The organism is Sphingobium sp. TB-6, assembly GCF_012927365.1.
GTDB lineage: Bacteria > Pseudomonadota > Alphaproteobacteria > Sphingomonadales > Sphingomonadaceae > Sphingobium.
Window position 1 is genome coordinate 255,906 of record NZ_JABBGL010000003.1, and the last position, 23,511, is coordinate 279,416.

At 61.5% G+C, this 23,511-nt stretch carries 35 protein-coding genes and 1 tRNA gene; 16 read left to right on the plus strand and 20 right to left on the minus strand.

Features of this window, described 5'->3' with window-relative positions; all coding sequences use genetic code 11:
- Window positions 1-185: 185 nt before the first annotated feature.
- Window positions 186-1,457 carry a hypothetical protein gene (locus HHL26_RS06500; protein WP_066559788.1) on the minus strand — a complete coding sequence of 424 codons (1,272 nt, stop codon included), beginning with the start codon at window positions 1,455-1,457 and terminating at the stop codon, window positions 186-188.
- Window positions 1,458-1,639: 182 nt separating this feature from the next.
- Between HHL26_RS06500 and HHL26_RS06505 the strand changes: the two genes are divergently transcribed.
- Window positions 1,640-1,715 (plus strand) — tRNA-Thr (locus HHL26_RS06505).
- Between the two features lie 16 nt (window positions 1,716-1,731).
- On the opposite strand, the gene HHL26_RS06510 is transcribed toward HHL26_RS06505, so the two are convergent.
- The 18 genes from HHL26_RS06510 to HHL26_RS06595 form a co-directional block, all read right to left on the minus strand.
- Window positions 1,732-2,811 (minus strand): tyrosine-type recombinase/integrase, encoded by a 1,080-nt coding sequence (locus tag HHL26_RS06510; RefSeq protein ID WP_169575960.1) that lies wholly within the window; start codon window positions 2,809-2,811, stop codon window positions 1,732-1,734.
- A 430-nt stretch (window positions 2,812-3,241) separates the two neighbouring features.
- Window positions 3,242-3,682: a hypothetical protein gene (locus tag HHL26_RS06515; protein WP_169575961.1), complete on the minus strand. Its 441-nt coding sequence runs from the start codon at window positions 3,680-3,682 to the stop codon at window positions 3,242-3,244.
- Window positions 3,679-4,368: a hypothetical protein gene (locus HHL26_RS06520; RefSeq protein WP_169575962.1), complete on the minus strand. Its 690-nt coding sequence runs from the start codon at window positions 4,366-4,368 to the stop codon at window positions 3,679-3,681. The genes HHL26_RS06515 and HHL26_RS06520 overlap by 4 nt, the downstream gene beginning before the upstream one ends.
- A gap of 112 nt (window positions 4,369-4,480) precedes the next feature.
- Window positions 4,481-4,669 carry a hypothetical protein gene (locus HHL26_RS06525; protein ID WP_169575963.1) on the minus strand — a complete coding sequence of 63 codons (189 nt, stop codon included), beginning with the start codon at window positions 4,667-4,669 and terminating at the stop codon, window positions 4,481-4,483.
- Window positions 4,666-5,142: a hypothetical protein gene (locus tag HHL26_RS06530; protein ID WP_169575964.1), complete on the minus strand. Its 477-nt coding sequence runs from the start codon at window positions 5,140-5,142 to the stop codon at window positions 4,666-4,668. Before HHL26_RS06530 ends, HHL26_RS06525 begins: the two co-directional genes overlap by 4 nt.
- Window positions 5,139-5,546 (minus strand): hypothetical protein, encoded by a 408-nt coding sequence (locus tag HHL26_RS06535; protein ID WP_169575965.1) that lies wholly within the window; start codon window positions 5,544-5,546, stop codon window positions 5,139-5,141. The genes HHL26_RS06530 and HHL26_RS06535 overlap by 4 nt, the downstream gene beginning before the upstream one ends.
- Before the next feature lie 62 nt (window positions 5,547-5,608).
- Window positions 5,609-5,935 carry a hypothetical protein gene (locus HHL26_RS06540; RefSeq protein ID WP_169575966.1) on the minus strand — a complete coding sequence of 109 codons (327 nt, stop codon included), beginning with the start codon at window positions 5,933-5,935 and terminating at the stop codon, window positions 5,609-5,611.
- On the minus strand, window positions 5,928-6,287 hold the full coding sequence (locus tag HHL26_RS06545) for a hypothetical protein (RefSeq protein ID WP_169575967.1): 360 nt from the start codon (window positions 6,285-6,287) through the stop codon (window positions 5,928-5,930). Before HHL26_RS06545 ends, HHL26_RS06540 begins: the two co-directional genes overlap by 8 nt.
- 1 nt (window position 6,288) lies before the next feature.
- Entirely contained in the window at window positions 6,289-7,161 is an 873-nt protein-coding gene (locus HHL26_RS06550) for an SPFH domain-containing protein (protein WP_240962360.1), read from the minus strand.
- Window positions 7,148-7,348, minus strand: coding sequence for a hypothetical protein (locus HHL26_RS06555; protein WP_169575968.1), 201 nt, complete (start codon window positions 7,346-7,348; stop codon window positions 7,148-7,150). The genes HHL26_RS06550 and HHL26_RS06555 overlap by 14 nt, the downstream gene beginning before the upstream one ends.
- Window positions 7,345-7,629 carry a hypothetical protein gene (locus HHL26_RS06560; RefSeq protein WP_169575969.1) on the minus strand — a complete coding sequence of 95 codons (285 nt, stop codon included), beginning with the start codon at window positions 7,627-7,629 and terminating at the stop codon, window positions 7,345-7,347. The genes HHL26_RS06555 and HHL26_RS06560 overlap by 4 nt, the downstream gene beginning before the upstream one ends.
- Window positions 7,626-8,081 (minus strand): hypothetical protein, encoded by a 456-nt coding sequence (locus HHL26_RS06565; protein ID WP_169575970.1) that lies wholly within the window; start codon window positions 8,079-8,081, stop codon window positions 7,626-7,628. Before HHL26_RS06565 ends, HHL26_RS06560 begins: the two co-directional genes overlap by 4 nt.
- Window positions 8,082-8,095: 14 nt before the next feature.
- On the minus strand, window positions 8,096-8,359 hold the full coding sequence (locus HHL26_RS06570) for a hypothetical protein (protein WP_169575971.1): 264 nt from the start codon (window positions 8,357-8,359) through the stop codon (window positions 8,096-8,098).
- A 46-nt stretch (window positions 8,360-8,405) separates the two neighbouring features.
- The gene (locus HHL26_RS06575) at window positions 8,406-8,762 is read right to left on the minus strand and encodes a hypothetical protein (protein WP_169575972.1); all 357 of its coding nucleotides are present in this window, start codon (window positions 8,760-8,762) and stop codon (window positions 8,406-8,408) included.
- Window positions 8,759-9,427 carry a hypothetical protein gene (locus tag HHL26_RS06580; RefSeq protein ID WP_169575973.1) on the minus strand — a complete coding sequence of 223 codons (669 nt, stop codon included), beginning with the start codon at window positions 9,425-9,427 and terminating at the stop codon, window positions 8,759-8,761. Before HHL26_RS06580 ends, HHL26_RS06575 begins: the two co-directional genes overlap by 4 nt.
- Window position 9,428: 1 nt before the next feature.
- Window positions 9,429-9,674, minus strand: coding sequence for a hypothetical protein (locus HHL26_RS06585; protein ID WP_169575974.1), 246 nt, complete (start codon window positions 9,672-9,674; stop codon window positions 9,429-9,431).
- Between the two features lies 1 nt (window position 9,675).
- Window positions 9,676-10,056 (minus strand): hypothetical protein, encoded by a 381-nt coding sequence (locus HHL26_RS06590; protein ID WP_169575975.1) that lies wholly within the window; start codon window positions 10,054-10,056, stop codon window positions 9,676-9,678.
- A 162-nt stretch (window positions 10,057-10,218) separates the two neighbouring features.
- Window positions 10,219-10,779 carry a S24 family peptidase gene (locus tag HHL26_RS06595; protein ID WP_169575976.1) on the minus strand — a complete coding sequence of 187 codons (561 nt, stop codon included), beginning with the start codon at window positions 10,777-10,779 and terminating at the stop codon, window positions 10,219-10,221.
- Window positions 10,780-11,096: 317 nt separating this feature from the next.
- Here HHL26_RS06595 and HHL26_RS06600 point away from each other — a divergent pair, with 317 nt between their 5' ends.
- The 7 genes from HHL26_RS06600 (at window position 11,097) to HHL26_RS06630 (ending at window position 15,995) form a co-directional block, all read left to right on the plus strand.
- Entirely contained in the window at window positions 11,097-11,948 is an 852-nt protein-coding gene (locus tag HHL26_RS06600) for a toprim domain-containing protein (RefSeq protein WP_169575977.1), read from the plus strand.
- Window positions 11,945-13,237 (plus strand): AAA family ATPase, encoded by a 1,293-nt coding sequence (locus tag HHL26_RS06605; protein WP_169575978.1) that lies wholly within the window; start codon window positions 11,945-11,947, stop codon window positions 13,235-13,237. The genes HHL26_RS06600 and HHL26_RS06605 overlap by 4 nt, the downstream gene beginning before the upstream one ends.
- A gap of 213 nt (window positions 13,238-13,450) precedes the next feature.
- The gene (locus HHL26_RS06610; protein ID WP_169575979.1) at window positions 13,451-13,837 is read left to right on the plus strand and encodes a hypothetical protein; all 387 of its coding nucleotides are present in this window, start codon (window positions 13,451-13,453) and stop codon (window positions 13,835-13,837) included.
- On the plus strand, window positions 13,834-14,136 hold the full coding sequence (locus HHL26_RS06615) for a hypothetical protein (protein ID WP_169575980.1): 303 nt from the start codon (window positions 13,834-13,836) through the stop codon (window positions 14,134-14,136). Before HHL26_RS06610 ends, HHL26_RS06615 begins: the two co-directional genes overlap by 4 nt.
- Before the next feature lie 307 nt (window positions 14,137-14,443).
- Window positions 14,444-14,614 carry a hypothetical protein gene (locus tag HHL26_RS06620; RefSeq protein ID WP_169575981.1) on the plus strand — a complete coding sequence of 57 codons (171 nt, stop codon included), beginning with the start codon at window positions 14,444-14,446 and terminating at the stop codon, window positions 14,612-14,614.
- Complete coding sequence (locus tag HHL26_RS06625) at window positions 14,611-15,591, plus strand: hypothetical protein (protein ID WP_169575982.1); 981 nt, start codon at window positions 14,611-14,613, stop codon at window positions 15,589-15,591. The genes HHL26_RS06620 and HHL26_RS06625 overlap by 4 nt, the downstream gene beginning before the upstream one ends.
- Before the next feature lie 14 nt (window positions 15,592-15,605).
- Window positions 15,606-15,995 (plus strand): hypothetical protein, encoded by a 390-nt coding sequence (locus tag HHL26_RS06630; protein ID WP_169575983.1) that lies wholly within the window; start codon window positions 15,606-15,608, stop codon window positions 15,993-15,995.
- Window positions 15,996-16,373: 378 nt separating this feature from the next.
- On the opposite strand, the gene HHL26_RS06635 is transcribed toward HHL26_RS06630, so the two are convergent.
- The gene (locus HHL26_RS06635; protein WP_169575984.1) at window positions 16,374-16,790 is read right to left on the minus strand and encodes a hypothetical protein; all 417 of its coding nucleotides are present in this window, start codon (window positions 16,788-16,790) and stop codon (window positions 16,374-16,376) included.
- A 40-nt stretch (window positions 16,791-16,830) separates the two neighbouring features.
- On the opposite strand from HHL26_RS06635, the gene HHL26_RS06640 reads away from it, so the two are divergent.
- The 8 genes from HHL26_RS06640 (at window position 16,831) to HHL26_RS06675 (ending at window position 23,471) form a co-directional block, all read left to right on the plus strand.
- Window positions 16,831-17,016, plus strand: a complete 186-nt coding sequence (locus HHL26_RS06640) for a hypothetical protein (protein ID WP_169575985.1) — start codon at window positions 16,831-16,833, stop codon at window positions 17,014-17,016.
- Between the two features lie 197 nt (window positions 17,017-17,213).
- Complete coding sequence (locus HHL26_RS06645) at window positions 17,214-17,561, plus strand: HNH endonuclease signature motif containing protein (RefSeq protein ID WP_169575986.1); 348 nt, start codon at window positions 17,214-17,216, stop codon at window positions 17,559-17,561.
- Window positions 17,554-18,012: a hypothetical protein gene (locus HHL26_RS06650; RefSeq protein ID WP_169575987.1), complete on the plus strand. Its 459-nt coding sequence runs from the start codon at window positions 17,554-17,556 to the stop codon at window positions 18,010-18,012. Before HHL26_RS06645 ends, HHL26_RS06650 begins: the two co-directional genes overlap by 8 nt.
- 173 nt (window positions 18,013-18,185) lie before the next feature.
- On the plus strand, window positions 18,186-18,605 hold the full coding sequence (locus tag HHL26_RS06655; protein WP_169575988.1) for a hypothetical protein: 420 nt from the start codon (window positions 18,186-18,188) through the stop codon (window positions 18,603-18,605).
- The gene (locus HHL26_RS06660; RefSeq protein WP_169575989.1) at window positions 18,550-20,352 is read left to right on the plus strand and encodes a terminase large subunit; all 1,803 of its coding nucleotides are present in this window, start codon (window positions 18,550-18,552) and stop codon (window positions 20,350-20,352) included. The genes HHL26_RS06655 and HHL26_RS06660 overlap by 56 nt, the downstream gene beginning before the upstream one ends.
- 182 nt (window positions 20,353-20,534) lie before the next feature.
- A complete protein-coding gene (locus HHL26_RS06665) occupies window positions 20,535-21,623 on the plus strand; it encodes a phage portal protein (protein WP_346765564.1) in 1,089 nt (362 codons plus the stop codon).
- Entirely contained in the window at window positions 21,620-22,249 is a 630-nt protein-coding gene (locus HHL26_RS06670) for an HK97 family phage prohead protease (protein WP_169575991.1), read from the plus strand. Before HHL26_RS06665 ends, HHL26_RS06670 begins: the two co-directional genes overlap by 4 nt.
- 25 nt (window positions 22,250-22,274) lie before the next feature.
- On the plus strand, window positions 22,275-23,471 hold the full coding sequence (locus HHL26_RS06675; RefSeq protein ID WP_169575992.1) for a phage major capsid protein: 1,197 nt from the start codon (window positions 22,275-22,277) through the stop codon (window positions 23,469-23,471).
- Window positions 23,472-23,511 lie beyond the last annotated feature (40 nt).

The following is a 23,511-nucleotide window of genomic DNA, read 5'->3' on the forward strand; positions in this document are numbered from 1 at the left end:
AACGTCCCGGAGGATAATGCACGGAATCGGACCATGATCCCGTTCTGTCAATCCGGCGCGGCGGTTTCTGCCGATAAAAGAGGTTTGGGCCGTGATTAAGGCGTGTTCTATTCGAATGGCAATATCTTCGTTCCGCTGCGGAGGCAGGAGCACGGGCCAAAGGTTGGACGTGGGTTTGGGGAACCCTAACTCGCCGCGGCGATGATCGCGCGCTGGCTGAGATCCGACCCTTCCGGTAGGGCGCCGACAATGGCGAGCGATCCGTCCTTCTCGCGCCGGGCGATGACCACGGCCAGGCCGTCGCCATCGGTGGCGACCGCGTAGGGGTCCAGCACGGCGGCGGCCTTCATCGCGGCGCGGGCGGTCTGCTGGCGGTCTGGCTTGGCTGGGCCGTCGGTGCGGCGCTGGGCGCGCTCGTCGCGGACCAGGGCTTTGAGGCCGCCATCATAATGTGCGAGATAGTCGCCAAAGGCGCCAAGCTGGATGCCGTTCGCGCGGGCATGATCCAGCGCGGTCGCATATTCGGTGATGCGCGTCTTGTCGTAGCTGGAGCCGAAGACCAGCTTCACCACAGCGGTCATCGGAGCGCGTGCCTGAACCTTGAGGCCGCTATTTTCCAGCAGCTCAGCATATTCCTCCGGCCGGGCAATGGTGACCAGCGCGAAGTCGTAGCTGAGGCCGATGGCGCGGTAGAGCGCGGCATGGCTGCGCGCTTCGCTGGTGCGGGCCTGCTCCGCGCTGTCGCGCGCGAGGGCGAGCCAGTCGGCCAACGGGGCGTCCTCATCCGGGCTTTCCATGCCGGTGAGGTCGAGCGTGTCGAAATCGTCGGCGGCTGGACCGTCGGCCCAGATCGGCGCGACCGGCGGCGCGGCAGGGCTGGCGAGCAGGGCGGCTTCCACCTCCCGGTCGATTTCCGCGGTGACGGCCTGGCTGGCCGCTTCCTTCCAGTTGATGACGCCGAAGACGAAATCGATCGTCTCGTCATCGGAGGAGAAGGGCATCAATATGCCGCGATAGAGAATTTCCGCGCCGCGTTGATTGACGAAGCCCGCCTCGAAGCCGATCGGCGCGGCGTTGGCGATGATCTGGAGATAATGATCGGTCAGCCGCGACAGCAGCGAGCGCGAAGGGACATCGTTGATATATTGAATCTGCCCTTCGATCTCGCACTCCTCGCGCAGCGCGGTGCCGAGATAGACGATGGCGGGATTTTCAAGGCCCGTGCTGAAGTCGAGCAGGACGCTGTACGGGCCGAAATCCTCCAGATCCTCCGGCGCCAGATCCTCGATCGAGGGCAAGCTGCGGTCGCCCAGCAGCGACGCCCAATAATTATAGGCGCGCACTTGCATCCGGCGCTCGTCGGAGCCGACGAGGGGCGGCGTTTCGATCGCTGCGTCGTCGGCAGGACCGAAATCATCCTCGTCATCCGCGACTTCATGCCCCCGCAGAGTGTCCATCAATCGGTCCTTAGCCCAGGTAAAAGCTTTTCCTTCAGACTCGACAGTGCCACGGGATGGTAAACAGGCCGTAAAGGCGGGGCGAAATGATGGTCCGATGCGGTTTGATGAGGGATGGGACGGGTGAATCGCATTTGTCGGCTTGTCCTCCAGCCCAAGCACTGTTATCTGCCCGCCCCAACGCCGCTTTAGCTCAGTCGGTAGAGCATCGCATTCGTAATGCGAGGGTCACGTGTTCGAGTCACGTAAGCGGCACCAGAGCTTCCCTTTGAAATCAGGACTTTTTCTTGGAGCGGCTGGCCTTTGCTGCGCCGATCGGGATGATTTTGGGATCACTATGGGATCGCAAATGGGCTGTGGTGAACTGTCCCACGTCGGCCCAGAATGATTCGACGCCCGCGATGAAGTCCTGAAGGTAATCGGGTCGCAGGTGGCGATAGTGCTTCTTGTTCGTGCTGTCGCCGCTGTGCCCGGCCGCCGTGTCGATCTGGGCTTCCGGGACGCCTCTTCGGTGCATCTCCGTCGAGCATGTATGACGCAGCGTATTCGGTGATCCCAACCCAACGAGTTTCGGGCGTGGCTTACTCTCGCCCAATTTCTTGCGTGCTGGAAGCCAGACGGGTTCACCCAGGTCGTCCGTCTCCACGGCGCTGATCCCGGCCGCCAAAAGGCAGTTCTCAAATGCCCTTTTCACGCTTCCGGCTGGCAGCAACTCATATTCGAGCTTGCCGGTCGTGCGGTTGCGCTTCGGCTTCTTCCATTGGATGACCTTGCCGTCCGGAAGGTCCGCCAGCCACGGAGCAAGCGTTGGCGCGATCGTCACGATCGAGCGGCGCTTTTTGGTCTGCGCCCGTCCTGGGGCGTTGAAGTAGATTAGGCCGTCCTGGATCTGGTCCGTGGTTAATTCGAGTATCGCTTCGATCCGGCCATGCGTGCTGAGCGCGATGATGATCAGCAGGGCGATATGTTCGCGGTCGGGCTCTGCCCGTGCGGCATCGAGAAGCGCGGCGATCTGCTTCGGAGTATAGACGAGCGTCTTCCCTTCCGGCTTGCCCTTCACGTCCGGTACGAATGGCGCGCTTTCTATGCGCTCATCCTTCCACGCCCAATTCAGTGGCTGGCGGAGCGCAGCAATGTCGCGGCTGATCGTGTACAGGCTCGCCCCTTCGGACTGGCGCAGCGATATGAACCGTTCGACAAGTGCCTTCTTGATGTCTGAAACTGTTGGGGGGCCGGTCAGGCGTCCGGCCTGTCGCTCAGACCTAAAGAAGCGCAGCCAATGCGCGATCGAGTTCGCGTAACGCGTCGGGTCCGCGAGATGCTTTTCGGCATGCTCGACCAGCCAGTCCGCCATGATGGCCTCAACCATCGCGATATTGGTCGGCTCATGCGTCGGCTGGCGCCACGCCTCATAGTGCGCGACTAGGGCGTCTTGCGCCTCTTGCGGCGGCCTATCCTGCCGACCGCCTCCAATGCCCGTTGACTTGCGGCGTGTCCGACGGCTTCCCGTTCCTCCGCCGTCATCGTACCAGCATATGCGCCAGTCGTCGCGGTCGGCCCTATACCAAAGCCAGAATGGCCCAAGCTGGGTTCGACCGGCCGGGGCAACGCTTCTTCGTTGTCCTGCCATGTTGAAACTATCTCCTTCTTCCTGTCTGCCAGGAGCAGGGAATATGCATCAGAAGCGATGAGGGCGCGAACGAGATCGGGGCTCAAGTGCGCACGTGTCCCATTTCGGGCCGCCCGCTCCAATGCGTCCGTGATCGCGGTGAAGGGGCCAGAGTTCAAGCGCGGGCCTCCTTAGCACTGGAACGCCGCTCGCGCTTCCGGCGAGGCGGTATCGTCCTGATGGTCGCGGCGTACTCCGCGAACAGGATGATGAGGTTCCGGACCGCGACGGCGGATGCGTCGGTGCCCTTCAGTAGCGATACCGTCGCGATGAGCAGCGTCGTCCAGATTAACAGGCGGAAGCCTCCCCATGAACTGGTCGGCCGGTCAGGCTCGATCGCCGCGCTCAGGAATGAAATGACTGTAAAGAGCCACATGAGTACAGCCACGCCCCAGCCGGCATCCTTCGCGTAATAGGTCGCATGGCAGCAGGCGAAGAACCACAGCGCCCGATACATGGCGTATTGCGTCTGCCGCGTTAGCTGGCAGAGCAGGATGATTGGCGGGTGAAACAGGGTCATGCCCAGCCATGCGTCGAGGCGGGTCAGGATCATCATGACTGCTGGTCCCCCAGGCGGAACGGAACCACATTGGCGTCGATCAGATCCACGACAGGCAGGTTAAGGTCGCTTGCCCATGAAAACCCTTCTGCCCGGATGCCCTCGGCCGTGTTCGCCAGCCGACAGTCGCGGGGAATGTCCTGCGTGCCGTCCGGCTTGATGATGGATGCGATGAAGACCGGCCTTCCCCGGAGCATGCCGGCCGCGATCTCAACATGACCTTCCGCTGGCCGCCAGCCTGAAGGCTCCGGCTGGGGATCGGGGAGCGGAACCCACATTGTCGGCTGATAGTCATCGACGCCGTCGTCATACCAGCCGCCATCGCCGCGAGTCATCGGAACCCAGGGGGATCGCCCATCATCCGCGATGCTCGGATCATAGCCCAATATCCAGCCGTCACCCGGCGGCGCTGCGCTGATGTCCCTTGGGATTCCATGGGACCGTAGCGCGGCGATGGCCTCTTTGGCGCAGGCGGCCAGATCATCGAACAGCTTAGCTTCGTTCTCAATGCAGCGGGCCATGCAATCGTGCGTCTCAGCAAGCTCCCGCGCCTCCTGTTCATCTGACTCAGCGAAAGCTGTGGACATTGCCTTTAGACCCGGAACCATATGGCGGCCGACCGGCTTGCCCGTGATGTCGCAGGCCGCTTCGAGGCGGGCAGCAAGGTCGAGAAGGTTGGTCATTTCCGGTTCCTTTCCGCCAGCGCCCGAAGCGCGCCCAGATGTTCCGCGATCCGCATAAGGGGCCAGCCGATCCAGATGATCGCCAGCAGCAAGAGGATGCCAGTCCCCTCGCTCATTGCTTTACCCCCTCCGGCCAGATGACCTTGCCGCCCATGTCCTCGATGCGCAGAGTGCCGGGATTACAGACGGCATGTTCCGCCGCTTCCTCCGCAGGCGGCTTCAGGCCGGAAAGCTGGATCGGGTAAAAGCCTTCCTCGCGCACGAAGATGACGACCTCGCCTGTGGGCTGAAAATCGGTCATTGCTTCGTGGCTCCCATGCCGATTGCTTGGGCGACATCGGCCCGCGTCATAGCGTGAATGCCGTCAAGCGCGTTCAAGGCAGTGTCGGCGGGCATATGCGCGACGGCGATCGTCGCCGCCGCCTTCCAGAGCGACATTGCCGCTTCCTGCGGTTCGAATGACCGTCGGTGCGCATCTGCCGCCAGATGCACGGCGAGCGCGGTGATTTGATCATCGTCCAGTTCGGACTTCGGTTTCAGCGCTGCGCTGTCGATCTTATCTTCCATCTCCTTGCGCTGGCGCTCAAGCGTCTCACCTTCGAACGCCTTGATGATGATGTGCAGATAGATGGCGGGCACTGTAACAGATGGCCCCAGGCCCGCGCCGGGCAGACTGGCTGCATCAGGCGCCGACAGAAATTCAGGGAGGGGCGGCAGGAGGGTTTCCACATGCCGGGCCACCGCGACGGCGGTTAGGGTCGCATTCTCGGTCAACGGTCGTCCTCCAGTAGACAGGGATAGATGCCCTTCATGTCCGATGCGCAGGAAAGGCAGTCGCAGGGTTTTTCCCGGCGGTGGGAAAAACCTTGACGCTCATCAAGCTCAACATGGTTGTCATCGGGGCGCAGTTGGCGCAGCGGGTCCCAAGGGTCCGGCATGACCGGGGCAGGCTCACCCGCCACGACCACGCGCTGCATGACGCCGGGATTGCGCCAGCGCTTGCGCCCGCGCCCGATCGGAATGGCGACGCGGATCGCGCCAAGCGCCTTCAAGCTGCGGCGGATGATAGCTAGGTTATTCTTCGGCCCGTGGACGGTGTCGCCCGGTGAGGTGGGCATTGTCACAAAGCGTTCCTTTCCATTGAATTTGAAGATTGCGCGCCGATGCTTGCCGCCCATTTCAAAGATGACCGTTGCACCTGGCCAGCGCCGGACCTCCTGCCGAATGTCATCGTCCGGTTTCACCGCGCCGGGCTCCTACGCAGCCGGGCCGGGGTGACGGGAGCCCAGACTATCGCCCGCTTGCCGCTGGCGTTGTGCCGCCGATCACCGCTGTCCCGGACCTTGCCGTCGCGGGCCAGTTCGGTGATGCGCGGTCGGACGGACAGGATCGACAGGCCAAGTCGACCGGCGACCTCATCGGCGGTCAGGCCGTTGGAATGCTCCAGCACCTTGAGGCAGCGAGCGCGGATGACCGGAGCCTTGTCCGCCGTCTCTTCCGCCGCCTGAAACGACGTGTCGCGGGCCTTGGCGCCAGGCGTGTGCGGATAACCGAATAGGTCAGGCATCAGCGCCATCCTCCTCTGGATACTCCGCATCGCAGCGGGGGCAGCGGGGAGTGCCGCCATGCACCAGCGGCCCATCGTTCCGGCAATAATCGCACCCGATTTCAGGCTCGGCCGACTTGTCCACTGGCGGCGCATAGGCGAACGGCCGGGTGTCGCCGCACATGGGACAAGTAGCCCGCTTCATCGCGGTCGCGGCTTTGATCAGGTCCATGGGCAGATAGACCACGACCCAGCGATGGCCGCAGCTTTCATGGCGGCAGAGCGCCCAAGCCGCTTTGCGATCGGCGGCATCCTCCCCGGCCGGCTGGATCGCCAGACGGGCACCCGCCTGCACGGGGAGGTTGCCCATCATATTACTGCCCGCCCTGAACGCAGGGGTTCGCGGTGGAGCAGAAGACCGTGCTGGGCATCCGGCCGTCCCACTTGCGGACCCATTCGTACTGGACCAGCTTCGGGTTCGCTTCGAGCGCCTGGGCCTGAATCTTCATCGCTTCTGCCTGCGCCTGGGCGCGGACGGTCTGAGCCTTCGCCTGACCTTCGGCCTTGGCCACTTCGGCGCGGGCCTGCGCCTCGATCGTGGCGACGTTCGCCTGCGCCGCGATGGCGGCCTGTTCGTTCTGGGCGCGGGCGTTGATGCGCTCCAAAATATTCTCAGGGATACGAACCGGGCCAGCCCAATAAAGCTGTTCGACATGCAGGCCGAACGGCTCGAAATACCTGCGCACGGCAAGCAGCGAACGATTAATGAGGACAGTCTTCTTCGGGCCGTAAATCTCCTCGACCGTCATGTTCGAAGCCGTGTCCACGATCGCTGAGCGGACGGCGTTGCGCAGCGGGCCGGCGACGATGCCGTCCATATCGGTGCGATATTTCTGGAACAGGACCGGCGCCTTGATCGGATCTACGCGGTAGGCCACCGCCACGTCCCCGGTGACGATCAGTCCATTCTTGTCCTGAAACGCCATCTCATTATTCGGCAGTTCGTTGCCGTCGCTATCCCTGCCGCCACGCGTCCAGGCATAGTTGTTCGTGTAGATCGGATACTCGTAAATATCGACGCCGAACATAGTCTGGTAGGTGCCGACGCCAAGAGCCTTGCTCTCAACGCCAGCGCTGGAGCCGTAGCGATTGACTTTCACCCCGACATGGCCGGGATCGACGCGGGTGCAAGCCGCGAGAGACATCGCCAGCAGCGACGCGGTCAGAACGGTCTTAATCTTCATCATTCTTCTCCATCAAAAAACACACGAAAAATGGGAGCGCCGCCAAGGCGAAGGCGAGCAGGATGGCGAGGATGAGCGCGCCATCGTTCTGCATGTTGACCAGCGCAGGGATGGCGATCCGGAACGCGATCAGCAGCAAGAGGAGGTAGCCAGCCAGCATGCCCGCGAAGACAAGATGCATCCGCATCACGCACCCCCTTTGGAGCCGGACGGCAGGGGGGACAAACGCCGCCCGGCTCCACCAGCCGCAGAGGCCTGCGCGGCTGGAACTGAATTGCTATCTGCGGCCGTCACCCGTGCGATTTCCTGCAAGACGATGTACGTCGAGCCGGGGCGCTCCTTGGCGAGCCGTTCCGCATCGGCCATCGCCTGTTCGGCGGTCTGATGCCGGAAGCGCGGATCGCGCGACGGATTACGCCGCCAGGCCATGAAGGCGAAGGCTTCGCGCAGGGTGACGGTAATGCCGCTCACAGCTCGCTCGCCTCCCGCAGCGCCACGCGCAAAACAGTGGTCGCATCGTCCAGCAACGTGCAGCACGCGTTGTGATCGTCGTGGAGAGATTCGTCGGCGGGGAGATATTGAAAGACGCTGATGCTCTCGATGCCGTGTAGCATCGACACGCCGCTGCGGATCGCCTCCGCGACCTTCCGGGCCGCGTTCGTGATCTTCTCAACTTCGCCCTCCAGCGAAGCGATGCGTGCCGTGTCTGCCGGATTGCGCGGCTGGCCTATCGCCAGCCCGGCTGTCTCGCAGAACTCCCGGAACCGGGCGTCCATGACGAATGCGGCGTCCATCTTCTCGCGGGTGGTGGCGCCGGATCGGGCGCAGACGATGTTGTGATCAGCGACGGCGCTGATGTAGCGTTCATATGCCTGCGTTTCAGCGGCGGTATAGTCGCGCTTCGTGGCGTCAGCGGTAGGCATGGGGCATCGCTCCTTCATGCTGCGGTCGGGACAGGGCGGATCGGGAAAATTTGGCGGACACGGTTGATTGCCGGGTCAGGGGCGGGCTCACCGCCTCCGTTGTCATCTTCGTCACCGGGCCAATCCGGCGTCCATTCCGCGCAGCGGCGGGAACCGTGGATGGTCGGTTGGAGTGTCACCGGGCCGCCGTTGATGATGAACACCATGGGCACGATATTCTCGCAGACGCCCATGTGATCGGCGCTTTCATCAAGTGCCGGGATCGCCGTGTCCGGCAAGGCGCCGGCACGCCAATAGGCGCACGTCCGACAAGCGCGGAGCAGGTTAGGCACGCCCAGCCTCCATCGCTTTGAGGTCTTTGATGGCCGACCAAACCAGTTCAGTTACGTAGTCGTCGCCCCGGATGCTTTCTTCAAAGCCGGGAACTGTTGCACCTAGCGCCGTCGCCTCGATGCGGCTGACGCCCGTGCTTGTGAACATGAGCATCCGAAGCTTGACGATGACACCGGCCAGAGATTGGGCGGGCGTATCGAGGATCGTGGCGGCCTCGTTGTCGCCTGGATCATCGGTGTTCATCGTCTCCCAATGGCGATCGGTGAACGCAGTCCACGCAGCCAGTATCTTGTTGTCAGGGTGTTCGGTCGGCGCGGCCAGCGTTTCCACATCGGTCAGAATGCTCATCGCGCAATCCTCCCGCTGAAACGCTTTGCTTCTTCATGGATGATTTCCTCGTACCGGCCGATATTCCGATCATGGGCCAAGAGTACCTTGAGCGCGAAGGCGGCGGCATCTGGCGACGGCCACTCCATGAGGGCGTCCTCTGCTTGGCAGGCAACTTCGCCAAGCCGATCATCCTCCTCCAATACCTCCTTCGAGGCGTTGGCATAACCGGCGTCCAATTGTTCTTTGGTCGAACTCCAGTCGATGCCACGCAATTTGGCATGGGCGATGTCGGCGGCGCGGGCTTCATCAAAGGCCGCCAACCTCCGGTTCCATTCGGCACGGACATCCAGCGTAAGGGCATCATTGACTGCCGTGGCGATCATCTGAAACGCGAGGTCGGTAGGAAACTCGCCAGGATTGATCGCCGCCTCGCCTGTGGTGCCGCTCGTCAAAACCGGGGCTGTTTCATGCAATGCTGCGACCAACTTGACCGCGAGGTCCGCACCACACTGGGGACGAAAATCACGGATCGCCCGCTTTGCCCTCTGCCATTCGCAGCCATCGTCCGCAGAAAAGGCCCGCGACATGGCTTCATAGTGATTGGCCAGTTCAAGGCTTGTGCCGGCGGGGACGGACGGGAGACGAAAGGCTGCGTCGCCACGCACAATGGTATTGGAGAGCATATCAAGCCTCCTTCGTGATGAGTTCGGCAACGCCGATCAGTCCAGCCACAGCATCGAGAACCTGGGCGTGAATGATCCACCGGAGGTTCCCGAACTCGCTAATGCCGGCGTTTCCGGTGGCGCTGGCCTGAAGATTGTCCTCCGCCTCGAAAGCGGCAGACTGAGCGACCAGGATAGCTTTCGCCCAAGACAGGGCAGTTGCTGGACTGTCGCTGAAGATCGCAGTGATTTCCGGGGGTAGCGCCATGTCAACGGCCCTCCCGGAGATCGAGTTCGGCGTTCGACCGCTCGGCGCGATGGACGTCGTTATAATGGACGCTCAGCGCGAAGAGGGTGGAGATGCCGTCGAGCGCCTGGGCGATTATGTCGTGACGCCTGGTTTCGATGAGGTTTTCGTGGTGCAACCCGGAGCGCTCGATCCCATCTGCGCCCATCGCGGAACTGTTGCGAAAGCTCGCGCTCAAGAGGCTAAGCAGCGCGAAACCCTGGTCGGAAAATTCATCCGCATCCGCATATTTGAAGGGCGCAATGCCTTCCATAATGCGAAGATCGGCCAAGGTGGGAATAGCAAGACGCGGGGTCGCTTCTCGCGAAGCGTGATCGCTCCGCGACTGGTTGCCGTTAGGCATAGTCGGGGTCTCCTGTGTCTGAGTGACAGGAGATACTTTGCCCCGCCCCGTACAATGGGGCTGCGGACGCTCACTCCTGCCGTTAGTCGGGACAGGAAAACGAGTCCCGGCTAACGGAACTGGTTAATAATTTCGATTTTCAGAATCGTCAAATTCTTTTTATCAGAATTTTTGGAGGGCTCCGGTGACGCGCCCAATCACTTGATAATTCCGGTTTCCGAGGATGATAGGCTCATGCTCCGGGTTGGTCGACTGCGGCTCAAAGCGGGCCGGGTCGTTGCGGTAGACCTTGATCGTGGCTTCGTTCTCCTCGTTCTTAAGGAGATATATATTACCGCTAAAAAGCTCATTCTGCTTCACGTCTACGATCGCAAACGCCCCTTCGGGTAGAACAAGATTCATGCTGTCACCCGCAACCGTCACCGCGAAGGTACCTGGAGCGTCGATCACCTTGGGAATTTCCAGCCGCGTGTCTGTCAGTTCGACTGCCTCGACCCAGCGTCCGGCCCCTGCCATTCCTATGAGCGGTATCTCCCTTGTATTCTCGCCGGAGATCCACTGCATCAGCTTCCTGGCTTCATCCAGCTTGAGCTGCCGCGTCCCGCGATAGAGCCCGGTGACCGCCGATGGCGCAATCCCCAGCACTACTGCGATTTCCTTCCCCTTGACGCCAAGGCGCTTGAGTTCAGCAAGCAGTTCTTCGGTTGTGAGCAAGTCGGTCATGATATCGCAATATCATAATCTGCAAGCTCCGTTAATTACGAAAAACAGAATTAACCCTCTTTTCGAATTTCGGAATTGCGCTTATGTATGGCGCTCATGGAGCCAGTAGCAGCGATATTCAATAGCATCGGCGGCGTTAAGGCCATCGCAGCCGAGACGGGCGATCCGTACCAGACGGTATATTCCTGGAAGGCGAAGGGCTCGATCCCTCGCTGGAGACGGCCCGCTATTCTTGAATTGGCGCGTCGAAAGGGTAAATCTCTTCCGCCGATCGCCCTAAGTTATTTGGCAGCCCCAGCGGACGCGGAGTGACGCAGATGGCGGGGGAATGGCATACGGCTGTAGCCGACTTCATTGGCGCGATGGAGATGGAGGGCGTAAAGCCCACCGAACCAATTGCTCAGCGGCTCGCGTCCGGCGAACTGATCCGCTTCCACAGCGACGGAGACGGAAAGGGGCGACAGAACGGATGGGCTATCCTCTATCTAGATGACCGCCCCGCAGGCGCATTCGGCAATTATCGCCTAGGCATCAGCCGCAAATGGCGGGTCGATCGGGATCTATCCCTGTCGCCTGAAGAGAAACGCAAGCTTCAGGAGGAATGGGCTGCGGCGAAAGCCAAACGAAAGGAAGAGCGTGAGCGAAGCGAGGGCGAGGCTGCGCGTGACGCTCGTGACATTTGGAGCAGCGCCTCCCCTGTTTCGCTGGAGCATCCTTATCTCGCCCGAAAAAGGCTCGACCCATTTCTCTTTCGGGAGCGCGAAGGCCGGCTGCTGGTTCCAATGTACGACGGATCGGGATCTCTCTGGAATCTCCAGCGGATTGCTGGCGACGGCACGAAGCGCTTCCTGCGCGGGGGCCGAACAGACGGGCTGTTCTTCCTGATGGGGGACATGAGCCGCAAAGGTGAGATCGTTTGCATCGGGGAAGGTGTCGCCACCATGGCGGCGGTTTGCCGATCGACTGGGTACCCATGCATCGCTGCTTTCTCGGCCAAGAACCTCGGCGCGGTCGCGAGGCTTTGGAATAGCGCCCGGCCGGACCTTCATTTCATCATCTGCGGTGACGATGACAGTCATCTGCCCAAGAACATCGGCCGAGAGGTTGCTGAAGCGGCAGCGCATGAGATCGGCGCGAAGGTGGCATTTCCTCTCGGAAGGGCGGCATGAGCGTGGCCCGCGACTTCGAGGATGATGAGCGTGAGTTCGGTAGCGCTGCCGTTCGAGCCGCACTGGATGCGGCACGGTGGCTCGGGCCCGTGGCCCCTGACCACAGCGTCACTATGGAGACATCGCCGCTCGCCATCGCGCCCACGCCCTTCACATGGCGAGATCCATCAACGATCCCCAGGCGACAATTCCTATATGGGTACGAATTGCGCCGAAAGCAGGTTTCGTCCGTCATTGCGCCCGGCGCTGCTGGCAAGACTACCTACAAGGTCGGTCGTGCGATTTGCATGGTGACTGGCCGCAATCTGCTGAACACAAATGTCTGGAACGGACCGCATCGGGTGTGGCTCTGGAACCTTGAGGACGAAATGGAGGAGGTCGAGAAGACCGTCCATGCATTCCTGAAGGCATGGGACCTCACCATGGACGATCTGGGCGGCCGGCTGTTCATCGACGGTGTCGACAGCCCTTCATCGCCGATCCTGAAGTTGGCTGTCGAGGACAAGACCGGTGGCTTCACCTTGCAGCGGCCGGTATCCTGTGCGCTTATCGACGCCATCCGCGAACGCGAGATCGATTATCTCGACATTGACCCCTTCGTGTCCAGTCATTCAGTCGATGAAAACAACAACGGTGCGATCGATGCGGTCAGTAAAGAGTGGGTCCGCATCGCGCATGAAACGAACTGCGCAGTCAGCCTCGCGCATCACGTGCGCAAGCCGAACGGATCGGAGCCGTCAGCATTCGATGCTCGCGGCGCAGTCGCGATGATCAATGCGGCACGCTCGTGCTTGGTTTTCCAGAAGATGACAAAGGAGGTGGCAGAGGAATTTCGGATACCGGAGTGCGACCGCAAGCGGTTCTTCTCCGTCTATGACGACAAGAATAACAAGGCACCAGCGCCATCGTCAGCGAACTGGTTTCAGTTCATCGGCGTGGGGCTCGGTAACGGGGACGACACAGGCCCCGAGGACAATATCGGCGCGATAGAGTGCTGGGAAGCACCAGACACGTTTGCGGGCGTCACGGCCCGGCAACTCTATCTCATCCAGCAGCAGATCGAAGCAGCCCCGAAGGAGGCGCGGAAGCATTCCGCATCGACATTCTGGGTCGGTAAGCTGGTCGCCAAAGTCCTTGATGTTGATCCCCATGACGATGCGGAAAAGCGCCGTATCAACAAGATGCTGACGGTCTGGATCAGGGAAGGCGCTCTAAAAATCGTGGAGCGCAAGACTTCGCACGACCAGATGAAGGAGTTCGTGGAGGTGGGCCGATGGCTTCAGCTTTGACGGACGACTGCGCCTCGTTCCGGAGGTTCCGGAGGTTTCCGGAAGACGGGGTTCCGGAAGTTCCGGCAAGGTCTTGCCTCACGCGTGCGCGCACCGTCACGCACGTATGCGCGCCCTGTACGGGATACCCCCCTGAAAGGGGGGATATCCCTTCAGGTATATTAATAACTCTAACCGCGCGGGCGCGCGAGACGGCCCGCAGGGAGATCAACCATGATCGGTGAAAATCACAGCGCGGCCGGAGGCTTCCGGTTGATGCGGTTCAGCGACTTTCCGACGCCAGCGGCGAAGTTCAATCATCTCCACCGCTGGGGGCCATGGCTGCTCGACACCGAGCGCCTTGTCCTGTGCCTCTGCCGGGATCATGACGATCCGCTTAGTGCCCGGTACGAGGTCGACATCGAGCGGATTGAGACGGCGGAAAGTCTGCTGTTTTGGATCAGCCATATCGCGGCGAAGAATTGGGGCGACGCCCAGACGGTGGGGCATCTGGCGCTGGCGCTGGATGACTTGTTCTGCCCTAGGCATCGCCTGTTCGGTGGCCAACAGCGCCCGGCCCCCGAACTGCTCAAACTCTCTATCGAAAGGGACTGGGCATGATTTCTCCTACTGCAATCTCGAAGGTCGCTGAGCAGATGGCGGATCTATACGAGGCGCTACGCCTGGAGCATCAGGGGGAAGTGCTGGCAGGGTCAGTGCCAGCGATCACGCGACATCCCGATGTGCGCGACCGCATGACCGGCATGCTCTTTGCCATCCACCACATTGGGCTGACGCTTGATGCGATCGGCGGCGATCCGCTGGTGCATCGGGTCATTCTCGAAGTCGAAGAGCGCTTGGATGACGTGCATGCCCATGTCTTCCTCAATCGCCGCTGGGATGGGTTTCCACGGCCATGACCAGGTGCGACCGGCATTTCTCGGAAGGAACACGGGTCCGCTTCGACACACCTGGATATTCGTTTCACAAGATGACTGGGACGGTCTGCCTTGGCGGTTCCGGCTCCGTTTTCGTTCTGCGGGACGATCGAGCCGTCTGGCAGGCCGAAGTGCTGGTCGCGTCGAACGAACTGATCCGGATGAGGGATCAAGCCCCGAACCCGGACCATGTCGCGCCGAAAGATGCGGGTGCTTTTTGGTGGCGATATTGCCGTCAGGATTGGCTGCGCAAGCATAATCCACCGCTTCGGGCCGTTGGGGGAAAATCGTGAAGCGCTCCCGCCCGACCCCCGCCGACCTTGCCGCCTCCCTGACGGCGGTCAAGCTGCTGATTAAGGGCATGAACGGCGCCATGCCAACGCTGGCGGCTGAGATGCGGCGTGATGCCTGCGAACGGATTGATGATGTGATCGAAGACTTGGGGAGCATGAAGCGGTGACGGACAAGACGATGACGCGGGCAGAACGGATCGCAAAGGCTCGCGCTGATCTCGCGGCGGCCTATGCGGCGGACCCGGAAGGAGTAGCGCGGTTCAACGCCCGCATGTCGCGCCTTGCATCGGCGCGGAAGCGTGAGCAGCAGCGGATCGAGCATCTGGTGCTGGGCCTTCCGCGTCCAGTTGAACGCGTGATGGAGGGTAAGCGGAAGGGCCGCAGCAAGCCGAAGATGGTGGAGCGTCCTATGCGGCTGGAGCCCGGCATCGAGGAGGCTGTGCGGGTGCGCGAAGCGTGGGACCACAAGGCGTATGGGACGCCTGAGACGTGGGAGCGATCCACCCGCACCCATGACGGCGCGCTGATCCAGCTCCATCGCAACGGGACGATTGACAAGGATCAGCTTGAATGGGCCGCCCAGATCGCGAACGTCTATCGCAGTCTGGAGGCCGACGTGGCAGTGAAGGTCGCGAGTCTTGAAGCCCGCGTCGATCAGTCACGCGGTGGCGGCCGGGCGGCGGAAGGCGTGCTGCGCGTCCGAATGCACCTGGCCTATGGCTATTGGCGCGACCTGCTGCCAATGCCCAAGCAGATGGTGCTGGATATGATCGTAGGTGACGCCGTCGGGTTCACGGTTGCAGCCCGGCGTTATCGCGTCCATAACCGGCGGGCGCGGCGCGAACTCATAGCTGCAATAGATCGCTGGCCGCTGTGCGTGGCCGCTGCGTTCTCATTGGTCGGGCGTGAGGAAATCGAGGCGATGAACCATGGCCAGGCGGTCCCGCCGACTTGGCTCAATCCTTCGATCCGGCTGTCGCGTAATGAGGTTGAACAGCAGCATGAAAATCTCATCCACGCAGATACGTCCAGCGCGCCTACGATGCCACCAATCGACGCCGCGTTCTTGAACGATCGTGGTATGTTGCGAGAATGGACAGACATCGCTGAGATCATTCGGTCGAGAATAAACGGGGTAGCCTGATGGCGTTAATTTGCTTGCGTAATCAACCCGGCGTCGGGGTGCTCGAATGGGAAGTGGAGCAGCACGGCTGGAAGAACGAGCTAATCGAGTGGGCTCACGACCTCGCTGAAGATCTGTTCGGCGTGTGCGAGATCGACATCGAGGATGAAATCGCCATGGACGATCCCCGTTTCGAGTTCCTCAAGCTGATGCGCGACGAGGCTGACGAATATTGGTCGCGGCTCGGCTGGGACATCACTGACGGCAATGGAAAGCAACTCCGCGTGATGGAGTATCTCGCACGACCGCTGCTCTGTGCTGTGAAGCGTCTCCATCCCGACGCAGGTTTCACGATGGCGGAGGAAACATGGGCCGCCCAGTTTGAGGCAGACGCAAAGAGCTTTAAGTCCAAGCGGGAGTTGTAAAAACCCTCTTGCAAGTGGCCACGAAATCGTCCAAAAAAGCCCTAGGATCATTGCGTCCACAGAAGGCCCAGCGGAAACGCGTGGGCCTTTTTCATTGGTTTCATGTTCCCGCTCTGACTGGTTTGTCCCGGTGCATGCGCCGTTCCAGTTAGCGGGCTTGTGACGCGGCGGCGCTGATGGAAGCGCAGGCCAAGGAACGCTGGCTTAACCGAACCACCAGCCAAGGCCCCCGACCAGCAGCGGACGGGTACAGCCAGAGGGACACCCGCCAGCAGCCGGTATCAAGCCCGGCCCGCGTCACGACAGTTCCCCCGGCAACGGTGGAAGCCGCTGGCCTTTCGGTAACCCCTGAGATGGAGGGGCCAGCGGCAGTTATCGTCAGTTTGCTTTCCCCATCGGAGGCGACTGAGGCAAGGTTTCAGGCGCCAAAGCGGCCTGAAGCCCTGCAAGCAGTCCGTGCGCTTGGCCGCTGTCCAGCCGGTATGAAAGTGCCGCGCCCTTCTCAAGCGTCACGGTTAGAACCAGTTCGCCTTGTGGACCAACGCCGAACTGCACTTCATCCGGCGAGAAGGCGGCCGGGACGTCCTGAGTCATTCCACCGACGGGTTGCGGGAGAGCTTGGACTGCTAACGAGGCAAGATAGGGCAGCATCGTATTCGTGAATGCCAGCCATATCGTGTCGCCTCCATCCGGGAAGTTGGGCTTAGCTCGAAAGCGGATAAGTGCGTGCTGACCGTCATCGGCTCTGGTGAAATTGAGCCCTTCCACGCGGTGCGCTTTGATCTGTTCGCTCATTGATCCCCCTGATTCGTGATGCGAAAGACAGGAGCTTAGCATGAAGGTTCGCCCCATGGACCAGGCCGACATCGCTGAGCTTCGTATCGGTTCTATCATCCGCAACCGAGGAAGCGGGGACGCAATGGTCGTGGTCAGTCGGCGCAGCGGGTCCATGACCGCGATCCGCGCCACCGAGGTTACGAACCCGGACGAATGGTTGGTGATAGAGCCGGTGACTCAATAGCGCAGGATTGAGTCAGATTTTCAATTTCAGTCGGTGGACTCGTTCAATCATCATCGCGACATGGAAGCCCGTCTCGCAATGATCCTCGCGTTCACGCTGCTCCTTGCCTTCTTCGGCGCTACCTTTGCCGCCTGGGTCATGCAGATCGCGTCCAGCGTCTTCGAGGTATTCCCTCACCCCTGAAAAGGAATAGGCGCATGCCCAGCAGGCCGCCCGCCCTGAAGCAGCGGCCCCGCGCCAAGGCATGGGCCAGCACCCGCAAGAGCAGGCAGGAGCGCGGCTATGGCCGCGAACATGAGCGGATGCGGGCTATCGTGCTGCGGGAGGAACCGCTCTGCCGCCCCTGCCAGAAGCAAGGGCGAGTGACAGCGTCCGCCATAGCCGATCATATTAAACCTCTGAGTGAAGGCGGTACAGGCGACAGGGACAATTACCAGGGCATCTGCAAGCCATGCCACGATGCAAAGACTGCTGAGGAGTCGGCGCGTGCACGCGGCATCACCGCAAGGCCAAGGCGCATAGACAGGGGAATGAGCAATGGCTGAACTGACCGCGTCCATGCCTCGCCTGATTGGACAGATCACGCTGCGGTTCCGGTTCGTGCGCATCACTCGCCTGCGCCTATGGCTCGCGTCTCGCGCCGTCGGGCTGGTCGGCCTGATCGCAGGGTGCCACACCATTGTCGAGGCGGACGAGAAGGCGGAGCCCATCGGCGCCGCCATCCCTATGCGGCTGTCGGTGGACGATCACGACTTCTATCGCAGCGTCGGGACGCGCCTCGTCGTCTATCTCGATGGAGCAGCGCAGGACGGCGTGACCGCCTATGACATCGAGGCTGGAACCGTGGAGCGCTATGTGCGCGACGCGGAGGGCCGTCCGGTCGGATGGCACAACGAACTGTTGAGGGAGACCGTGCAGGGCGTCGTGACGGTCGGTTTCAGGGGTGAAGACGCCGCGCCTCATGAGCGGGTCGGCGCAGGCCAGCGGCCCGGTTGACCCCGCGCAACATTATTACGCAGTCGCGCAACGAGACCGGGGGGGGGCGGGTCAAAAGTCCCCCCTTCCGGGTGTCAGGACCGCGCTTGGTCCACTTTTTTTGCGCGCACGATTTAAACTTCCGGGCCGATTTGAATTTTTGACCGCCGCCCGCAACGTCATGACGAGGTGATATGGAGCGTGGTCGGAAGGCCGATCCGCCATCTGAAAAGAAGGCGCGTGGCACTCTAAAACCCTATCGGGATGCGGGCAAGGTGGAGATTGTCGTCCCCGGCGATCCGCCTCGCATGCCGGACTATCTGACGGCGGAGGCGATCGACGTCTGGCAGGAAGTTCTGCCCCGCGTCATGGCGGCGGGCGTGACGGAAGTCGATAGCGCGATGTTTGCGCGATACTGTTCGCTGGAGGCGCTGGTTCGCGCCGCGTTCAAGGCTGATGACGAGCCGCCGCCCGCCGCATATCTGACCGTCCTGCGCCAGCATGAGGAATTGCTGCGCATCGCCGGGCCGAAGAGCCGTGTCGGTGTTGGAGTTGGCGATGGCGCGAAGTCGGCAAACCGCTTTGCCCGCAACGGCAATCGAAACCGGGCGTGACTATGCCGCTGTTGCCCTGGCATATGCCAAGAAGGCGGCGGCGGATAAGCAGCAGGTTCACCATTGCAAATGGGTTCGGCTCGCCGCCCAGCGTCATCTTGACGACCTGGCGCGCTCGAAAAGCAAGGATTGGCCGTACAAGTTCGATCCCTGGCACGCGAATGACGTCTGCGATTTCATTGAAGGCTTGCCGCATGTCGAGGGGCGCTGGGAGACGCCGACGCTTCGGCTAGAGCCGCCGCAGATCTTCATCCTCGCCATGGTGTTCGGCTGGCGGGACAAGGTGACCGGCCTGCGCCGGTTTACCGACACATATATCGAGATGGCGAGGAAGGGCGCCAAGTCGACGCTGACCGCTGGCGTGGTGCTGTACTGCACTTGCTGCGAGGACGAACCCGGCCCGTTGACGCTGATCGGCGCAACGACCGGCGCACAGGCGCAGAAGGTGTTCAACCCCGCCAAGCTGATGGTGCAGAAGACGCCTGATCTTCAGGACGCCTTCGGTCTGAAGGCATGGGCGCGGGCGATCACATGCGGCGATAACGGCGGCACGATCCAGACGATCAATTCCAAGTCCGCCACACAGGACGGGCATAACCCTCACCTTGCCGTGCTGGACGAACTGCATGCCCATAAGGATCGCGGCCTGTACGACGTGGTGCATTCGGCGGACGGCGCCCGCCGCAACCCGCTTTACTGGAAGATCACGACGGCCGGCTACATTTTGGATGGCGTTTGTTTCGAGCAGCGGACGTTCACGACTAAAATGCTCGATGGCGCGATCGTCGCTGACCATGTGTTCGGGATCATTTTCACGCTGGATGGTCCGAAGGATTTCACCCCGGAGCGTAAAGTTGGCGATGATCCTTATGATGAGCGGAATTGGCCCAAGGCCAACCCGCTCATGCCGATCACGCCCAGCCTCGCATCTATGCGGCGTCTGGCGATCAAAGCAAAAGGCGCCCCAGGGGAGGAAGGGGAGTTCTTCACCAAGCGTCTGAATCGGTGGATGTCGGCGGCGACTGCCTGGTTGAGCGTTCCGAAGTGGAACGCGTGCGGTGACAATAGCCTGAGGCTGCGTGACTTCGCCGGACTGGACTGCGACATCGGCGCCGACCTCGCCCACAAGAGCGACCTTACCGCGCTGGCGCTGTCGGCCATCACGCCGGATGATCAGCTATTGCTCAAGACATGGTTTTTCCTGCCTGCCGCCGTCTTGCAGCGGGACGGGCAGACTGACCGCAACAATGTCGAACTGTATCGGCAATGGCATAAGCAGGGAAAACTGATCCTGACGCCGGGCGATTGGGTCGATCAGATGCGGGTTGAGCGGCTGATCCGTCGCCTCAAGTCAGTGTTGCGGGTCAATAACACTGTATTCGATCACTTCTCGGCGGCGGAAGAAATGGCCGTCCGGCTTAATGCCGACCTTGATGACGGGACCGGATTTGCATCGATCCTGCCGAAGAACGCGAAGAATGTAACGAACCCCGCCCGAAATTTGGAAGCGCGGGTTAACGGCGGACCTCATTTGCTCCGTCACGACAACAATCCAGTGATGACGTGGTGCGTCGGGAATGCGGTCGTGGACCGCCGCATCGACGGATCGATCCTCCCGAAGAAGGAGACGCCAATGTCGATGAACAAGATTGATGGCATTGACGCCACGGTGCATTCGCTCGCGCCCAAAATGCTGCCGACGGAAGATGTCAGCATTGATGACTGGCTGGCGGGGCTCGCTGCATGACCGGTTATAATCTCAGCCGGCGAGCCGCGCTGGCGGAGTCCCATTGGCAGGCCCCGCGTGGGCGAAAGGACATTCTGCCTTGGCGGGGAGGCAATGCGTCGACTGAAACCGGCGCAAATTTCACGACTAGCCAGATCACGACAGAATCGTTCGCTGACGCGGTTGCGCGCCGGAGCGGAAGCGTGGTCGGTCTGTCCGCCGTATGGGCATGCATCAATCTGCTGGCGGGTACGATCGCATCGCTGCCGCTCATGGTCTACCGGACGAACCGCGACGGTTCGCGCTCGGTAGCGCGGGATCATCCTCTCTATTTCGTCCTGCATGACAGCGCCAATTGGGATCAGACGGCGCTGGACTTCTGGGAATACCAAGTCGCCGCGATCGAGTTGCAGGGCAATGCCTATGCGCTGATCGAGCAGCGGGTGAATGGCGACATCGGATCGCTCGTTCCCTTGCGCCCCGACGCAGTCAAGGCGGAGCGCGTCAACGGCAGGATACGCTACACCTGGCGCGAAAACGGGAAGGAGTTCACCCGTCCCGGCGATCAGATTTTGCATATTCGCGGCCCGCTTGGCGACGCCATGTCCGGCGTGTCCACGCTGGCGGCCTGCCGCGCCACTCTGGACGCGGCCGCATTTGCGGATGGCGCGGCGTCGGCGTTCTTCGAAAATGGCGTGCGTCCGTCCGGCATTCTGAAAACCGCCGACAGCCTGACCGGCCCCCAGCGCCAGGTTGCGGAGGATCTACTGAACGAGAAGTTTGTGGGCGCCATGAAGGCCGGGCGCCCCATGCTGCTGGATCGCGGGATGACGTGGGAGCAACTCACCATCAATCCCGAAGACGCCCAGATGCTGGAAAGCCGGAAATTCTCGGTCGAAGAGATTTGCCGCTTGTTCGGCATCCCCCCGCATATGGTCGGCCATACCGAGAATAGCACCTCCTGGGGCACTGGCCTTGAGCAGCAGACGCTGGGTTTCGTCAAATTCTCCCTGCGCCGCCGCCTGAAGCGTATCGAACAGGCGCTCGAAAAGCAGCTTCTGAGCGCCCGCGACCGGGTCGAAGGGGTCAAGATCGAGTTCAACCTTGAGGGTCTGCTGCGGGGCGACAGCAAGGCAAGGGCGGCTTTCTACCAGTCCGGTCTGGCGAACGGCTGGACGACCATCAACGAGGTCCGTGCACTGGAGAATTTGCCCCCCGTCGCGGGCGGCGACGTGCCCCGCATGCAGATGCAGAACGTGCCCATCACTCAATCGGGGCAGGAGGAAGAATGATGGAACGCTCAGCCTTTGCGTTCGAGGTGAAGAACCTGGACGAAGCCGGTTATATCGAGGGCGTCGCGGCGGCCTATGGAAATGTCGACTATGGCGGCGACCGAATCGTCTCAGGCGCGTTCGCCAAGTCGCTTCAGGCCAAATCGTCGGTCCCGATGCTGCTATTTCACGACATGCGCCGCCCGATCGGCCGCTGGGGCAAGATCGCGGAGACGGATGCGGGCCTTTCTGTCGAGGGAAAGATCAGCACCAAGACCCGCGATGGCGGCGAGGCCTATGAGCTGGTCCGCGACAAGGCACTGAGCGGCCTTTCGATCGGCTATGACCTGCTCCGCAAGCGGATGGACGGCAAGGTGCGCGAGCTTATCGAACTCGATCTGCATGAGGTATCCCTTGTGTCCGTCGGCATGAACCCGCTGGCCACCATCACCGACGTCAAAAATATTCGCGAGGGCGGCCTGCCTTCGCTGTCGCAATTCGAGAGTTTCTTGCGCGAGGCTGGATTCTCGAAGTCAGAGGCCACTGCCATTGCAGGCAAGGGTCTTTCGCATCTGCTCCGGGGTGAGCCCGGCGGAGCAACCGGCGCCGACTTTCTGTCGGCATTACGGGCGGGACTATCCGCCTGAGGCTCATCCCCAAGGGAGAAAATCAATGACTACCGAAACGAAGTCGGCGGCCGAACTGGCCGCTGAAACGAAGGCGCTTGTCGACAAGAAGTTCGATGAGGTGAAGGCCCTCGCTGAGCGCGCTCTCGGCATGGCTGAAAAGGGCGAGGAGGCTTCCAAGTCCTTTAAGGAGCAGATCGACGGCGCGCTGACCGGCGCGAACGAGGTCAAGCAGCTTCTCACCGAACTGGAGCAGAAGATTGCGACCGACCGTCGTGAAAACACTGGTCCGCAGTCGGCTGGCTCGACCTATGTCAATTCGGCGGAGTTCAAGAGCTTTGCGGAGCAGCCGAACCCGCGTGGGCGCATCACGGTCGAAGTCAAGGACATCACGTCCCTGTCGACCGACGCAGCCGGATCGGCCGGCGCGCTGATCGAGAATGACACGCGCCCCGCCATGGTGCCGCTGCCGCAGCGCCGCCTGACCGTCCGGGCTCTGATCGCACCCGGCCAGACCACCAGCAACACGATCGAATATGATCGGGAGAAGGTGTTCACCAACAACGCGGCGACCGTCGCGGAGGGCGCGGCCAAGCCTCAGTCGGAACTGCAGTTCGAAGAGGCGACGTCGCCGGTCCGCAAGATTGCCCACTGGTTCCGTATGTCGTCGGAAATCCTCGCGGATGCTCCGGGTCTGCGGTCGGTGATCGACCAGCGCCTGCGCTACGGCCTGGCTTTCAAGGAAGAGGCCCAGCTTCTGAACGGTTCGGGGACGGGCACGAACCTGACCGGCCTTGTGACTGCCGCCACGGCATATTCCGCCCCTGCGTCGCTGGCGAGCGCCAATATGCTCGACACGATCCGGCTCGGTATCCTTCAGGTCGTCCTGGCCGAATATCCGGCGAACGGCATCGTCCTCAATCCGATCGATTGGGCGGTGATGGAAATGCTGAAGGACGCGGCGGGCGGCTATCTGATCGGCAATCCTCAGGGTGCAATCGCGCCGACCCTGTGGGGCCTGCCGGTTGTCCCGACGCAGGCGATGACCGAAGACAAGTTCCTGGTCGGCGCCTTCGATCTGGGCGCGCAGATTTTCGACCGCATGGATGCGACGGTCAGCGTCTCGAACGAAGATCAGGACAACTTTATCAAGAACAAGGTCACGATCATGGCCGAAGAGCGGCTCGCACTGGCGATCTATCGTCCGCAGAGCTTCGTCTACGGCGATCTGGGCCGCGTCTAATCTCGATGGGGAGGGCGTTTCGTCCTCCCCATTTCATTGA